The sequence below is a fragment of the Agathobaculum sp. Marseille-P7918 genome, assembly GCF_900625105.1.
GTDB lineage: Bacteria > Bacillota > Clostridia > Oscillospirales > Butyricicoccaceae > Agathobaculum.
In genome coordinates, this window is sequence record NZ_UYYD01000003.1 from 120,114 (window position 1) to 133,855 (window position 13,742).

General features: G+C 59.6%; 15 protein-coding genes and 3 tRNA genes. 13 read left to right on the forward strand and 5 right to left on the reverse strand.

Features of this window, described 5'->3' with window-relative positions; genetic code table 11:
• Positions 1-84: 84 nt before the first annotated feature.
• From EJL02_RS06735 to EJL02_RS06755, 5 genes are all read right to left on the reverse strand, one after another.
• Positions 85-525, reverse strand: coding sequence for a hypothetical protein (locus tag EJL02_RS06735; protein ID WP_125115656.1), 441 nt, complete (start codon positions 523-525; stop codon positions 85-87).
• Between the two features lie 31 nt (positions 526-556).
• Positions 557-754, reverse strand: coding sequence for a PspC domain-containing protein (locus tag EJL02_RS06740; RefSeq protein ID WP_125115657.1), 198 nt, complete (start codon positions 752-754; stop codon positions 557-559).
• A 78-nt stretch (positions 755-832) separates the two neighbouring features.
• Entirely contained in the window at positions 833-1,870 is a 1,038-nt protein-coding gene (locus EJL02_RS06745; protein ID WP_125115658.1) for a DUF4097 family beta strand repeat-containing protein, read from the reverse strand.
• Positions 1,867-2,526 carry a DUF1700 domain-containing protein gene (locus tag EJL02_RS06750; protein ID WP_125115659.1) on the reverse strand — a complete coding sequence of 220 codons (660 nt, stop codon included), beginning with the start codon at positions 2,524-2,526 and terminating at the stop codon, positions 1,867-1,869. The genes EJL02_RS06745 and EJL02_RS06750 overlap by 4 nt, the downstream gene beginning before the upstream one ends.
• A complete protein-coding gene (locus tag EJL02_RS06755) occupies positions 2,523-2,840 on the reverse strand; it encodes a PadR family transcriptional regulator (protein ID WP_125115660.1) in 318 nt (105 codons plus the stop codon). Before EJL02_RS06755 ends, EJL02_RS06750 begins: the two co-directional genes overlap by 4 nt.
• Positions 2,841-3,055: 215 nt before the next feature.
• On the opposite strand from EJL02_RS06755, the gene EJL02_RS06760 reads away from it, so the two are divergent.
• From EJL02_RS06760 to EJL02_RS06820, 13 genes are all read left to right on the forward strand, one after another.
• The gene (locus tag EJL02_RS06760; protein WP_125115661.1) at positions 3,056-4,126 is read left to right on the forward strand and encodes a D-alanine--D-alanine ligase family protein; all 1,071 of its coding nucleotides are present in this window, start codon (positions 3,056-3,058) and stop codon (positions 4,124-4,126) included.
• Positions 4,119-4,916 (forward strand): glutamate racemase, encoded by a 798-nt coding sequence (murI, locus tag EJL02_RS06765; protein WP_125115662.1) that lies wholly within the window; start codon positions 4,119-4,121, stop codon positions 4,914-4,916. Before EJL02_RS06760 ends, murI begins: the two co-directional genes overlap by 8 nt.
• Positions 4,917-4,940: 24 nt before the next feature.
• Complete coding sequence (locus EJL02_RS06770) at positions 4,941-5,378, forward strand: DUF1934 domain-containing protein (RefSeq protein ID WP_125115663.1); 438 nt, start codon at positions 4,941-4,943, stop codon at positions 5,376-5,378.
• A gap of 24 nt (positions 5,379-5,402) precedes the next feature.
• Complete coding sequence (gene argS, locus EJL02_RS06775) at positions 5,403-7,100, forward strand: arginine--tRNA ligase (RefSeq protein WP_125115664.1); 1,698 nt, start codon at positions 5,403-5,405, stop codon at positions 7,098-7,100.
• 214 nt (positions 7,101-7,314) lie between these two features.
• A complete protein-coding gene (locus tag EJL02_RS06780; RefSeq protein WP_164510328.1) occupies positions 7,315-8,796 on the forward strand; it encodes a S41 family peptidase in 1,482 nt (493 codons plus the stop codon).
• Positions 8,797-8,829: 33 nt separating this feature from the next.
• Positions 8,830-9,870, forward strand: a complete 1,041-nt coding sequence (locus EJL02_RS06785) for a hypothetical protein (RefSeq protein WP_125115666.1) — start codon at positions 8,830-8,832, stop codon at positions 9,868-9,870.
• A 61-nt stretch (positions 9,871-9,931) separates the two neighbouring features.
• Positions 9,932-10,894 carry a 50S ribosomal protein L11 methyltransferase gene (gene prmA / locus EJL02_RS06790; protein WP_125115667.1) on the forward strand — a complete coding sequence of 321 codons (963 nt, stop codon included), beginning with the start codon at positions 9,932-9,934 and terminating at the stop codon, positions 10,892-10,894.
• 66 nt (positions 10,895-10,960) lie between these two features.
• Complete coding sequence (locus EJL02_RS06795; RefSeq protein ID WP_125115668.1) at positions 10,961-11,686, forward strand: 16S rRNA (uracil(1498)-N(3))-methyltransferase; 726 nt, start codon at positions 10,961-10,963, stop codon at positions 11,684-11,686.
• 25 nt (positions 11,687-11,711) lie between these two features.
• Positions 11,712-12,494, forward strand: coding sequence for a hypothetical protein (locus EJL02_RS06800; RefSeq protein ID WP_125115669.1), 783 nt, complete (start codon positions 11,712-11,714; stop codon positions 12,492-12,494).
• 61 nt (positions 12,495-12,555) lie between these two features.
• A complete protein-coding gene (locus tag EJL02_RS06805; protein WP_125115670.1) occupies positions 12,556-13,335 on the forward strand; it encodes a transglutaminase domain-containing protein in 780 nt (259 codons plus the stop codon).
• An 88-nt stretch (positions 13,336-13,423) separates the two neighbouring features.
• A tRNA-Met gene (locus EJL02_RS06810) sits at positions 13,424-13,500 on the forward strand.
• An 8-nt stretch (positions 13,501-13,508) separates the two neighbouring features.
• A tRNA-Glu gene (locus tag EJL02_RS06815) sits at positions 13,509-13,583 on the forward strand.
• Positions 13,584-13,586: 3 nt separating this feature from the next.
• Positions 13,587-13,662 (forward strand) — tRNA-Val (locus EJL02_RS06820).
• Positions 13,663-13,742 lie beyond the last annotated feature (80 nt).

Below are 13,742 nucleotides of genomic sequence, written 5' to 3' on the forward strand. Positions count from 1 at the left end.
GTCGTCAGAGAATCAGAATATTGTTAATCATAGTATATCACAAAACAAAAGCAGCGGACGCATGATCCGCTGCTTTTTTGTGAGTTATTCTGCATTGTTTTCCGCATCGGCCTTCGCGCGGTCGCGCTCGGCTTTGCGCTTTTTGTACAGCCGGCTGCCGATAATGTAACCGACCACGGCAAACGCAATGGCCAGAATGGTGGCGTTCGGCGGATTGAAATGCGCCATTTCGAGTACGCCGGACAGGATATAGCCGATCGCTACGCCGAAAGCGGTGTAGTGGAAGACAACACGCGGCATGCCGAAGATCTTGACGTCGGCGGGATCGATGTCCTCTTCCTCTTCTTCCGTCTCTTCCGGCTGCGCCTCGGTATCGTCGTCCGCGGCTTGGATGGCTTCGCTGTCGTCGGTTTCCGCGGTCAGCGCGGATGCTTCGTTTTCTTCCAAAACGGTTTCCACTTCTGCCGGGACGGACTGCACTGGCTCGGCCTGTTCTTCGGTCAGCGGCTGCTGGTTTTCGCTCATAGGGGGCACATCCTCTCGTTTGGGAGGGGTTTTACTGGACAGAACTCTGCGTCGGGATGATGATGGCGGCGAGAATATAGGCTAAAATGCCGGTGCCGCCGAAGCAGCAGAGAAATGCCCAGGCAAGGCGGATGAGTGTGGGGTCAAGGCCGAAATACTCGGCAATACCCGCGCATACGCCGCACAGCATGCGGTCGGACTCACTGCGGTACAATTTCTTGCCATTCATAGTAAAAACTCCTTTTCATCTATCATACGTTGTTTTTGAAGGTTCGTCAAGGGGGAGCCGGTCAAAGGGACGGTTGGGTCAAAAACCGATGGGCACTCCGCTGGTATCTTCCAGCAGCAGGTCGAGCGTGCCGCTGCTGACCTCAGCGCGCAGCTGCGGGCAGCCGTGTTCCTTGCCGGGCTGGGACGCGTGGGTCGCGCCTGCGTTGCCGCCGGCGATGGCCTTGCCGTTGAGCAGGATCGTGCCGCCTGCCGCATCCACTTGATAACGCAGCACGGATGGGTCCGTATATCCCCCGACCAGAGTCGCGGCGATGCTGCCGTCGCCAAGCGAGATATCCAGCGTGCCGTCCTCGCTCATCTGACCGATTTTCAGCTGATCCGCGGAGAACTTTCCGTTTTGCACCGTGATAGTATACTTGTCGCTGCATAGCTTTTCCGCGTTGAGCGTGCCGTCTGCGATCTGGATTTCCAGATGATCGGCGGCGAAGGCGCCGGAACCGGAAATATCGACCGTCTGATCGCCCACATTCAGGAATATGCGGGAATAGGACAGGGTATACGGCACATAAATCACGCATTGCTCCGCGCCGTTGGGCGTGAGCGTCAGCGACCAGGTGCTGCCGTCGATTGTACTGCTTTCGATATCCGCGCCGGATACGTCAAAGGTTCTGGTATCGCTGACGATGTTGATCGTGCTGCTGCCATCCGAAACACCGGAAAAATCAAAGTTCAGCGCGGAGATGGCGTCCATACTGCGCGGGATGGTGATATCGCTGGCGATCGTCTCATGGCGTTTTTCCAGCCAGTCGTCCACCCAGTCGGTGTCGAACTCGTTGAGGACATCATCGACCTTGTCGTTCACTGCGGCCTCGATCTGGTCGGAAAATGTGTCGTCATCAAACCAGCCGGCGTGCCGGACGCCATCTTCCCACCAAACATGGTAGGAGACACGGTCCTGCACAAAGTTGGTCGCGGCGCGCAGCGTTTCGCTGACCGGATGCAGCGCGCCGTTGTAATACGAGCCGTACAGCTGGCCGCCCGCGGCCCAGCCGCCCAGCATCATGCAGCCGCCGATCCCGACGACCGCGCAGCAGGCGAGAATCAGTTTTTTCATTTCGCTTCACCTCCGGTTTTCCGGGTGCGGCCGCGGATTTTGTCGATCGGCCAGCGCAGGATCGCGACCAAAAGACGGAACAGCGGCGGCACAAACAGGACGCACAGCTTGATCATGAGCAGGGTCACCAGAATGCCCAGCGCGAACAGCGCAAGGCCGCAGCCGAGCGTCATCACCGCGCTGGCAGGCATGGCCCACAGAACAAACGAAAACCCGCACAGCACAACGCCCGCGGCCAGCAGGCAGAGCGGCACAACGATGATGAACGCCGCGGCGATCAGCACGATCGACAGCAGCACGCCGAGCACGGCGGCAATCACGCCGAGCAGCGCGCCCGCGAGCGGGATGCCGACCGGGATCGCCAGCAGCACCAGCACGAGCAGCAGCCACGGGCTGACGCCGCGCCAGCGGCGTTTGGCCGTTTGCGCCGCCGCACCGTCGGCAGCGGACGGCACAGCGGTCAGCTCCCGGTAATCCGCGAGGATCTGCGCGGCGACCTGCTCGGGCGCGCCCAGATCGGCGATGACCTTTTGCTCGTTTTCCGGTCCGGCGTCGTCAAAATATTCCTCATAATAGCGCAGGGCGCTGGCGCGTTCCTCCTCGGGCAGGACGGAAAGCGCCCGCCGCAGCGCAGCCATATATTCGCTTCTGTTCATTGGCTATCCCCTCCAAAAAAGATCGCGTCGATGCCGTTGCGGTAGTTCTGCCAGTCGATGCGGTGCTGCCGCAGCCGGGCGCGGCCGTGCTCGGTGATTTTGTAATATCGCCGGTTGCGTCCGGCATAGGCTTCGTCGTAGGTAGTCAGGCAGCCGTCCTTTTGCAGGCGGCGCAGCACGGGATACAGCGTTGATTCGGAAATTTCCAGTACTTTTTGCACATCTTGCGTGATGCGGTAGCCGTAGGTGCTCTCCCGCTCGACCACCGCGAGCACAATGCCGTCGAGCAGGGAGGAGGCGATGGGATATGACATGGGAAATCACCTCTCTTTTGTGTTTGCAACAATATTATATGAGATATAATATAGCGTGTCAACTGGCATTTCAAAAAAAGGTGTGAAGGAATTGTAAATTTTGTAGGAACGGTGCGCGGAAAAGCGCGTTTCCGCATTGTATTTGCGCGTCAAATGGCGTATAATGTTATCCGTATGAGTAGAAGGCAATCACAAGAAGGGGCGAATGAGGAAATATGAAACTGGCTGTATTATTCGGCGGCATTTCGAGTGAGCACGATATTTCGTGCTTGTCCGCTGCGTCCATTCTGCGCAATTTGGACAAAAACAAGTATGAGATCTACGCGGTTGGCATTACGCAGGAGGGCAAGTGGTATTACTGTCCGACCTGCGACGCGGACCGCATCGAAAACGGTTCGTGGGAGCGCATGGCGGACAAGGTGCCGGCGGTGCTGTCGCCGGACCGCGGGGTACATGGGCTGCTTCTGCTGCACGAGGGGAAAACCGAAGCGGTCCGGATGGACTGCGTGTTCCCGGTGCTGCACGGCGTCGGCGGCGAGGACGGCACGATGCAGGGCCTTTTGGAACTGGCGGGCATCCCGTATGTCGGCTGCGGCGTCGCGGCCAGCGCCAACTCGATGGATAAGTCGATCACCAAGGCGATTGTGGAGACGTCCGGCGTGCGGCAGGCAAGATATTATCTTGCCCTGCGCCATGACTTTGAGCGCAGCGCGGAAGGCGTTGTCCGCGCTGCGGCCGAGGCGCTCGGCTCGTTCCCGGTGTTCGTCAAGCCCTGCTCGCAGGGTTCGTCGGTCGGCGTTGCCAAGGCGGGCGATCTGCTTGAGCTGGCCGCGGGTCTGACCGAGGCGTTCAAGCTGGACAGCAAGGTGCTGGTCGAGGAATTCATCGACGGGCACGAAGTCGAGTGCGCGGTGCTCGGCAACCAGCGTCCGGTCGCGTCCACGGTGGGCGAGATCGCGCCGACGCAGGAATTTTATACATTCGACGCCAAATATAAGGATGAAAGCTCCAAGCTGTACATCCCGGCGCATATCACCGAGGAGCAGCTGGAAACCGTGCGGCAGAATGCGCTGCGCGTTTACACCGCGCTCGGCTGCCGCGGCCTGTCCCGCGTGGACTTCTTTGTCACGCACAAGGACGGCGAAGTGGTGTTCAACGAACTCAACTCGATTCCGGGCTTCACTTCGATCAGCATGTATCCCAAGCTGTTCGATTATGAGGGCATCCGCTATCCCGACCTGCTCGACCGTCTGATCGAGCTGGCGCTGGAGGAGCATCATGGATAACCGTGCAATCGGCGTTTTTGATTCCGGTTTGGGTGGCCTGACCGCCGTGCGGCGGTTACACGCGCTCATGCCGGACGAGGACATCATTTACTTCGGCGATACCGGCCGCGTGCCCTACGGTACGCGCGGACGGGATACCATTATCAAATACGCGCGGCAGGACGTCGCGTTTCTGCGGCAGTTCGACCTCAAGGCCATCATCATCGCGTGCAACACGGTCTCGTCGGTGGCGCTTGACCTGCTCAGTCGGGAAAACGACATCCCGATCATCGGCACGGTCGAACCCGCGTGCCGCCGCGCGATGACCCAGACCCTGAACGGCAAAGTCGGCGTGATCGGTACGGCCGCGACCGTGCGGTCGGGCGCATACGAGCGCTATCTGCACCATGCGGACGGCAGCCTGACGCTGTATACGCAGGCGTGCCCGCTGTTTGTGCCGCTCGTGGAAAACGGCCGCGTGCAGCGCGGGGACGTGGTGATCGAAACCGTGGTGGCTGAGTATCTCGCACCGCTCAAACAAGCGGGCGTGGATACGCTGATTCTGGGCTGCACGCACTATCCGCTGCTGGAGGACGTGATCGGGGACTTTATGGGCCCGGACGTGACGCTCATCGACTCGGGCGCGGAGGCGGCCAACCTCGCTTCGACCCAGTTTGACCCGGCGGAAGGCCCGGGCGAGACGCGCTATTTCGTTTCGGACGACCCGGACGGATTTGACCAGCTGGCCGGTCTGTTTTTGCAGGAGCAAGTGGACGTCGGCGCGGGATTGGTCGATATTTCGAGTTATTGATATCAGGCATGGACGGAGTGTATTATGAAAAAGGACGTTTGGCTTTCGATTTCCTCCAAGCAGCAGTTTGCCGACTGCGATGAGGAGCGGATCGATTTGGTGACCGCGGCGACGCTCTATGAGCGCGGCGGCAAATATTACATCGCCTATGAGGAGAGCGAGCTGACCGGTCTGGAAGGCACCAAGACCACGGTCAAGCTGGACGGCAAGACGGTCGCGCTCATCCGCACGGGCGCATTTCCTTCGCACATGCTGTTTGCCGAGGATGAGCGGCATGTTGGATTGTATCAGACACCGGTCGGCGCGGAAATGACGGTTTCCACCCATACCTCGCGTGTGCGCAACACCGTGGGGGAAAACGGCGGCGAACTGGTGATTGATTATACGGTGGAAGTGGATCATTCGCTCATGGGCGAGCATCATTTTGAAATGGTGGTATCCACCCAGCCGGCACAGGTTTGAGAAAAATAAACGGAGAGTGAACAGATGAACGCATATGAATTTGCGCGCGCCGAGGCCACCCGCGTGGTCGAGGCGGCTTACCATAAAGCAGTGGCGGCGGGCCAGCTGCCCGAGGGCGATATCCCGCCCGTTGCGGTCGAAACCCCGAAGGACGCCTCCAACGGCGACTGGGCTTCCACCTTTGCCATGCAGTGCGCCAAGCCCCTGCGCATGGCGCCCCGCAAGATCGCCGAGGCGATCGTGGCCAACCTCGATCTCGCGGACAGCTGCTTTGACACGGTCGATATCGCTGGCCCCGGTTTTATGAACTTCACGCTCGGCCAGAGCTGGTATGAAAAGGCCGTCAAGGGCGTATTTGAGATGGGCGACAATTACGGCCGCACCCAGACCAAGACCCCGGAAAAGGTGATGGTCGAGTTTGTGTCCGCCAACCCCACCGGTCCGATGCACATGGGCAACGCGCGCGGCGGCGTGCTGGGCGACTGCCTGTCGTCCGTTTTGGACTGGTCGGGCAACGACGTGACGCGTGAGTTCTATATCAACGACGCGGGCAATCAGGTCGATAAGTTTGCGCACTCGGTCGAGGGCCGCTATATTCAGGAGATCCGCGGCGAGGACGCGATCGAGTTTGACCCCTCGTGGTATCAGGGCGACGACATCAAGGTGCTCGCGCATGACCTGGTCGAGCAGTACGGCGACAGCCTGATGGACAAAACGCCGGAAGAGCGCTTTGCGATCATCGAAGGCTACGGCCTGCCGACCAACATCGCGCGCATGAAGCGCGATCTGGAGCGCTATAAGATTCACTATGACGTCTGGTTCCCGGAGAGCCAGCTGCACGAGAGCGGCTATATTAAGGAAACCATGGACCTGCTGACCGAGAAGGGCGCCACCTACGAAACCGAGGACGGCGCGCTCTGGCTGCGCACGACCGCCTTTGGCTGCGACAAGGACGACGTTCTGCGCCGCGCCAACGGTTTTTACACCTATTTTGCGGCGGATATCGCGTATCACCGCAACAAGTTTGAAAAGCGCGGCTTTGACCGTGTCATCAACATCTGGGGCGCGGACCACCATGGCCATGTCAAGCGTTTGCAGTGCGCACTCGACGCGTTGGGTCTGGACGGCTCGCACCGCCTCGAGATTGTGCTCATGCAGCTGGTGCGCATGATGCAGGGCGGCGAAGTCGTCCGTATGTCCAAGCGCACGGGCAAGAGTCTGACCCTGACCGACCTGCTCGACGAAATTCCGGTCGATGCGGCGCGCTTTTTCTTCAACTCCCGTGCGGCCGAGACCCAGATGGAGTTCGACCTCGACCTTGCGGTCAAGCAGGATTCGGACAACCCGCTGTACTATGTGCAGTACGCGCACGCGCGTATCTGCTCGGTCATCAAGAACTGCACTGAGGGCGGCATCCCTATGCCCGACCCGGCGAGTACCGACCTGTCCGTCCTGACCGGCGCGGATGAGCGTCAGCTTATCAAGCTGATCGCGCAGTTCCCTGAGGAGATCGTGCAGGCGGCTGTCAGCCGCGACCCGTCGCGTCTGAACAAGTATGCTGTGGCGCTTGCGCAGCAGTTCCACCATTTCTACAATGCCTGCCGCATCAAGTGCGACGACGCAAAGCTGTGCGCGGCACGTCTGACGCTGTGCCTTGCCGCGCGGCAGACCATTGCCAACGCGCTCGGCCTGATCGGCGTGGAGGCACCGGAAACGATGTGATAACGTATAGGGGGAATCCAATTCCCCCTATATACAAAACCGGGTTCCGAAGAAACCCGGTTTTGATACCCCCTGGACGCCGCCCAAGGCGGCTGGGTCGCGGTATCAAAAGCATGGGCAAAGCGCATGCTTTTGATGAAAATTCTTTATTTTGAAGAATTTTCTGTTTGGAGAGCGCGAAAGCGCGTTTGGTTCTCTGAAAATGGAGATTTCTATGAAAAAAATTGCAAAAAGACTGGCAGCGCTGGCGCTGTCTGCGGCGATGATCGTGCCGGCCGGTGCGATCACACAGGACGGGCAGAGCGAAACCTGGTTTGACGGCGTTTGGGCGCTGATCGATGCGTTCGGCCTGAAAGCGGAGGACAACCCATACATCCTGCAAAACTACATCAACAAGTATTTGCAGGAACATCCGGAGGAGATGTACAACGTCATCAACGACATTCTGTCGCTGCTGGATACGCACTCCATGTATCTGTCGAGTGAGGAATATTCGGAAGGCTTTGCCACACTCGAGGGCTTTGTCGGCATCGGCGTCGGTCTGCAGGAAACCGCAGGCGGCGTGCAGATCAGCGAGGTCATGCGCTTTTCGGCGGCGGAGGAAGCCGGTTTGCAGATTGGCGACGTGATTGTGGCGGTCGATGGTGAGGACGCGTCCGGCTGGTCGAACACCGACGTGGCGGAAAAGCTGCGCGGCAAGGAAGGCACGAGCGTGACCCTGACCGTGCGCCGGCAGGGACGCGAAGTGACCGTCACCTGCATGCGGCGGCAGGTCAATCAGGTGTATGTCTCGAATCAGACCGTAGCCGACGGCGTGGAGTACATTAAGGTCAGCGCGATGGGTTCGGAAAACGATTGGACGGCCTTTTCGGAGATCTGGAATGGGCTGGATGAGAAGAACACGCGCGCGGTCATTCTGGACCTGCGCGGCAACGGCGGCGGCGTGATCGACGTGGCGCTCAAAATGGCCGATGCCATGACGCAGGACAAGGGCGTTTATCTGGCCGGCGTGCAGTGGCGGCAGGATATGGGCGGTCTGGAACAGACCTTCTCGACCGGCGGCGGGCTGCCGCTCAATAAAATCGTGGTGCTGGTGGACGGCGGCACGGCTTCGGCGGCGGAGCTGCTGGCCGGCAGCTTGCAGGACACCGGAACGGCGACGCTCATCGGTGAAAAGACGTACGGCAAGGGGCAGGGCCAGTATCACATCGATCTGGTCAACGGCGACAAGCTGGTCATCACCACGCTGGAGCTCGAACTGCCGCAGCAGGGCTGCTGGGAAGGCGTTGGCCTGACACCCGACCTGCAGGTGTCCAACCGCACGGTGACGGTCGATGCGGCAAGCCTTACGCCGCTCGATACGTCGGCGTCCCTCCTGTTTGGCGAGCAGTCGGATGCCGTCTATGCGATGACCGAACGGTTGGCGCTGCTGGGGCTGCTGGATGAGGCGACCGATACCTTTGACAGCACGGTGATGACTGCGGTGCAGTCGTTCTTGGCAAGCTATGAGATGGACGAGGAACTTTACGCTTCACCCGCCATGCTGCAGGCGCTGGATGCAGCGATGCAGACGCTGGACGGTCAGACCTACCAGCTGGACGAACAGCTGAACACAGCGCTGGAAATTTGTAAGCTCGCGGCGGCCAAGCCGCAGCAATATACTGCGCTGCCGGATGGCAGCTGGAAGAAAAACTAACAACCGGTATTCTTCTTGGGAGGAAGAACGAAATTGGATATTCCTTTATGCCCGATCGAACATAAACCGCAGATCCTGCTGACCGACCCGGCGGCATTGCCGCTTTGTCGGCAGCAGCCGGAACGCTTTGCCGGCGCGATCGCACCGGATGGGGAGACCTGCGCGGCCTGGGCGCAAAGCCTGGACCCGCTGCCGGTCGGCCTGATGCTGGACTGCCCGCCGGTGCCGGATGCGGATACCTGCGAGCGCCCGATCACCATGCAGTACATCAAACTGTGCAAGCAGGTGTTCCGGCCGCAGCTGCATGATGACGCCGCGTTTTACTATCTGCGCGGCGCGCCGACCTTTGCCGCGCTGCGCGCAGCGGTGCTGGCGCTGGGCGATCTGTGCGGCCGCACGCTGATTGCGGAGCTGCTCATCGAGGATGACGAAGGCCGCTTGGCCGACGGCACGGATGTGCGCGCGGCGGTGGGTGTGCTGCAGCGCATCGGGGTGACCACGGTCATTCTGATCGCGCCCGATCCGCAGTCGATCACCGAAGCGCTCGATATGACCGCGCCGTATGCGCGGCTGTCGCTGGGCGTGTGCGTACATTCCGCATGGCTGCGTGCGCAGACCACGCTGTACAATACCGAGATCTTTCTGGCGGCCGAGCATGATGACACCGTGCGTCTGCTCGAGGCGCTGGACGCACATACGGGCGGCACCGTGGTCGAACGCGACCATGACGACTTCATTCTGGCGCCGGACGGCAAAAATGCGCATTTCATCGACCCGACGATCGACATTTCGGACGAGATCGAGTGCGGCCCCCGGCTGGAGGAAGCGCTCATCGAGGCCGAGGATGATTCGGGCGCGCTCAAACTCGTGCTGGAAACCGAGGATGATGTGATCGCGCTGGAGGAATACTGGTATATGATCTCGCGGCCGCTTTGCCTGTGCGCGGAGTCGGCCGAGCTGCTCGAGCAGGGCCTAAGGGTCTATCCCGGCCTTGCGCTGTATGACGGCACTTGGGAGCAGCCGGAAGAAGTGGTACATTATCTGGAACAAAAATACGGTCTGATTCGTCTATAAGATTTGGCCGAATGGGCGAGGGCGCTGCACGGCAGCGCACAGACATGCGTGGAGGACAGGAATGGACTGGAAAGAAGTCACAATTTACACGACCACGGCCGGCATCGGCCCGGTGGAAGCGCTGTTGGAGGACAATGGCGTAGAGGGCTATGTGCTGGAAGACGCGGCGGATTTTGAGGAATTTTTGCAGGATACCGAGATTTATTGGGACTATGTGGACGAGGATCTGGTGCGCGAGAAGCGCGCGCAGGAAACCTGCCTGAAGATTTACCTGTCGGATGATGAGGACGGTGCAAAGCAGTATGCCGCGATCTGCGCGGCGCTGGAAAACCTCAAGGCGCGCGATGAAGAGCACGCTTGGGGCCGCCTGTGCACCGAAACTGCCCTGACCCGCCAGGAGGACTGGGAATGGGGCTGGAAACAGTATTTCAAGCCGTTCCCGGTGGGCGATACCTTTTTGATCAAGCCCTCGTGGGAGACCGTGGACGATGCGCAGGGGAGAAAGATCCTGGAGATCGATCCGGCTTCCTCGTTCGGCACGGGCAGCCATGACACGACGCAGCTCTGCATGACCGCGCTGGAAAAACTGGTTCGGCCCGGCGATAAGCTGCTCGACATGGGCACCGGCTCGGGCATTCTGGCGATCGCGGCGGCCATGCTGGGCGCGGACGTCAAAACTGTTGTGGACATCGATGAAAACTGCCTGAAAACCGCGCAGGAAAACGCGGAGAAAAACCATGTCGCAATTGGCCGCGGCCTGTGCGGCGACGCGCTGCGCAATCCGCAGCTCGCCGAGGAGATCGGCACGGGTTATGATATCATCGTGGCGAACATCGTGGCGGATGTCATCATCGGCATGGCGCCGCTGTTTGCGGACAAGCTGGTGCCGGGCGGACGGCTGATCTGCTCGGGCATCCTCAACGAACGCGCGGACGAAGTGCGCGCGGCGCTCGAGCAAAACGGCTTTACCGATTTGGTGCATGCACACAGCGACGATTGGAGCGCTTTTACCGCGCAGCGATGATTCACGGAATGTTCACTTGCCAAAGTGCTGTTTTTTTGGTAGAATAGGAAAGGTTATAGGATTGTTATGCCGAGATTCTTTGTGGCCGGACAGCCGGAAAACGGTCTGCTGACGCTGCACGGCGAGAACGCCCATCACGCGGGACGCGTGCTGCGGCTGCGCTCGGGCGAGTCGGTGACCCTGTGCGACGGCAAAGGCACGGATTTTGATTGTACGATCGAATCGGTCGAAAAGGATGCGGTGGTTTGCCGGGTGCAGAGCAGTCATCCGGCGGAGACCGAGCCGAAACAGCGTTTGACGCTGTTTATGGCGCTGCCGAAGGGCGATAAAATGGATTTTATCGTGCAGAAGGCGGTCGAGCTCGGGGTGCGTGAGATTGTGCCGTACCTGTCGAAAAACTGCGTGTCCCGACCGGATAAAACCGAGAAAAAAGTGGAGCGCTGGCAGAAAATTGCGCTGGAAGCCGCAAAACAATGCGGCAGAGGATATCTGCCTGCCGTCGGGGCGGTCATTCCGTTCGAACAGGCGGCGGCGCAGGCGGCGCAGAGCGAAACCGCGCTGTTTTTTTACGAACACGAAAAGCAGACCGGCCTGCGCGATGCGCTGGCGGACGGTGTGGGCGAAACGGTTTCGCTGCTGATCGGCCCGGAAGGTGGGTTTGCGCCCGAAGAGGCCGCGCTGGCTGTCGATGCGGGACTGAAGAGCGTTTCGCTCGGCACGCGGATTCTGCGATGCGAGACGGCGCCGGTGGCGGCGCTTGCCGCGGTGCTGTATGCAGGCGGCAACATGTGAGAACAAAAAAGAGGGAGTGTAGGCATTGGCTAAAAGCAATGTGGGCAAAAAGCCAATCAGTGAGGAAGAATATACCACCAACAAGGTGTTGACCGTTTTCAGCGTATGCCTGCTGGGGGTACTGGTGCTGATGGTCGTGCAGCGTCTGCTGGATTACACCAATACCTGGTCCACCGGCATGCTGGTATCCAGAATCCTGCTCGGCATCGGTGTGCTGGGCCTGATCTGCGGCGTTGTGCTGCTGGCGCGTGAGATTGCCGGCAAGCGGCAGGCAGTTCGCCGCATCCTGTGCGGACGCAATGTGCTGATTGCCAGCATTGTGCTGGTGCTTGCCATGGCAGCTGTGCTGTATCTGGGTACCGGCCCGATCAAGGTGCTGTATGTGGTTTTGCCGGTGCTGGCCGTGTATTATCTGGTCTATCATTCTTATGCAAAGGAATTTTTCCTGATCGCGGTGGATACCGGCGTGGGGATTGGCCTGATGTGGCTGATTCACCGTGCGTTGGATACGACCAACTATGTCTGGGTCGCCTATGCGTCGCTGATCGCGGCGATCGTTCTGACGGTGGCGCAGCTGATCGCAGTCGGCATCCTGCGCGGCAAAAACGGAAAAATCATGTATCGCGGAAAAAAGAAGGATATGCAGTTCAGCCGGAATGCGTATACCATGCTGACGATCACGCCGGTGCTGATGGCGGTGCTGGTGGCGGCGGTGCTGTTTGCACCCACGCATATTTTGATCGCCATGGGTGTTGCGGCGGCATATCTGTTTATCACGGCGGTATACTATACTGTAAAGCTGATGTGATTTTGAGATTGCAATGCAGGCGGACGGCTTGGCCGTCCGCTTTTTCATAAGGAGGGAAAACATGAAGCGCCTGGCCGGAGTGTGGGTCGTGCTGCTGCTGTTCGGCGGCGCGGCGTTGTGGTGGTATCCGATGGTTTCGGCAACACGGGTGCAGAACCCGTATCAGGCGGCGGAGATCCTGGAGCAGGACGCGCGGGCGGGCGGCGACGGCGTGCTGTTCCGCACCGGGGACGTGGACCCGGACGAGGTGTACCGCGCGCTGGAAGCGCAGTTCCCTTACGCGTTTGCACTGCATGCGACTGTCCGGCCCAATCAGACCACCGAATTGCAGGTGGAGATTTCGCGGCAGGCGCGGCAGGCGCAGGCAGAGAGCTATGCCAAAGCGCTGGCTGCGGAATGCATCCAGGACGGCATGACGGAGGAGCAGAAACTGCGTGCGCTGCACGATACGTTGGTGCGCCTGTGCCAGTATGATACCGATACGGCGGCGCAGACGGCGCCGGACGGCGCGTCCGCCCCGTTCGCGGCAGATGGGGCGCTGCTCGACCATCGTGCCGTGTGCGCGGGCTACGGCCGCGCATACGGGATGCTGTGTGAAGCGGCGGGGCTGGACAGCATCTACGTCGCGTCGGAAGAGATGAACCACGGCTGGAATGCTGTGCGGCTGGATGGGCAGACGTATTTCATCGATTGTACATTTGACGATCCGGTGCCGGACCGCGGCGAATATGTTTCCGGGCAGTACTTTCTGCTGACGGCAGACGAGCTGGCAAAGACCCATACTTGGGACCGGACGTTCTATGAACAGCTGCTCGACAACATGGAAAAAGAAAATTCATAAAATCTATAAAAAACCCTTGACACCACATAGGACATGGGTTATAATATACATCGTCGCCGGCGAACGGGCGACACAGGGAAGCGAGAATGGCGGTATAGCTTAGTTGGCTAGAGCGTCCGGTTCATACCCGGAAGGTCATTGGTTCAAGTCCAATTACCGCTACCATTTCCTTTGGCCCGTTGGTCAAGCGGTTAAGACACCGCCCTTTCACGGCGGTAACGCGGGTTCGAGTCCCGCACGGGTCACCATTTGGAAGTTTAGCTCAGCTGGGAGAGCATCTGCCTTACAAGCAGAGGGTCAGCGGTTCGAGCCCGTTAACTTCCACCAACAAAAACGGCATCTGCGAAAGCGGATGCCGTTTTTGCTTTATGCGAAAGAAAAGCATTGTCTTTTGCGACATTCCTCTT

Bases quoted from the DNA above. Each gene is read 5' to 3' on its own strand.
- EJL02_RS06735 (WP_125115656.1), bottom strand. From the start codon at position 525: ATGAGCGAAAACCAGCAGCCGCTGACCGAAGAACAGGCCGAGCCAGTG.
- EJL02_RS06740 (WP_125115657.1), bottom strand. From the start codon at position 754: ATGAATGGCAAGAAATTGTACCGCAGTGAGTCCGACCGCATGCTGTGC.
- EJL02_RS06745 (WP_125115658.1), bottom strand. From the start codon at position 1,870: ATGAAAAAACTGATTCTCGCCTGCTGCGCGGTCGTCGGGATCGGCGGC.
- EJL02_RS06750 (WP_125115659.1), bottom strand. From the start codon at position 2,526: ATGAACAGAAGCGAATATATGGCTGCGCTGCGGCGGGCGCTTTCCGTC.
- EJL02_RS06755 (WP_125115660.1), bottom strand. From the start codon at position 2,840: ATGTCATATCCCATCGCCTCCTCCCTGCTCGACGGCATTGTGCTCGCG.
- EJL02_RS06760 (WP_125115661.1), top strand. From the start codon at position 3,056: ATGAAACTGGCTGTATTATTCGGCGGCATTTCGAGTGAGCACGATATT.
- murI (WP_125115662.1), top strand. From the start codon at position 4,119: ATGGATAACCGTGCAATCGGCGTTTTTGATTCCGGTTTGGGTGGCCTG.
- EJL02_RS06770 (WP_125115663.1), top strand. From the start codon at position 4,941: ATGAAAAAGGACGTTTGGCTTTCGATTTCCTCCAAGCAGCAGTTTGCC.
- argS (WP_125115664.1), top strand. From the start codon at position 5,403: ATGAACGCATATGAATTTGCGCGCGCCGAGGCCACCCGCGTGGTCGAG.
- EJL02_RS06780 (WP_164510328.1), top strand. From the start codon at position 7,315: ATGAAAAAAATTGCAAAAAGACTGGCAGCGCTGGCGCTGTCTGCGGCG.
- prmA (WP_125115667.1), top strand. From the start codon at position 9,932: ATGGACTGGAAAGAAGTCACAATTTACACGACCACGGCCGGCATCGGC.
- EJL02_RS06795 (WP_125115668.1), top strand. From the start codon at position 10,961: ATGCCGAGATTCTTTGTGGCCGGACAGCCGGAAAACGGTCTGCTGACG.
- EJL02_RS06805 (WP_125115670.1), top strand. From the start codon at position 12,556: ATGAAGCGCCTGGCCGGAGTGTGGGTCGTGCTGCTGCTGTTCGGCGGC.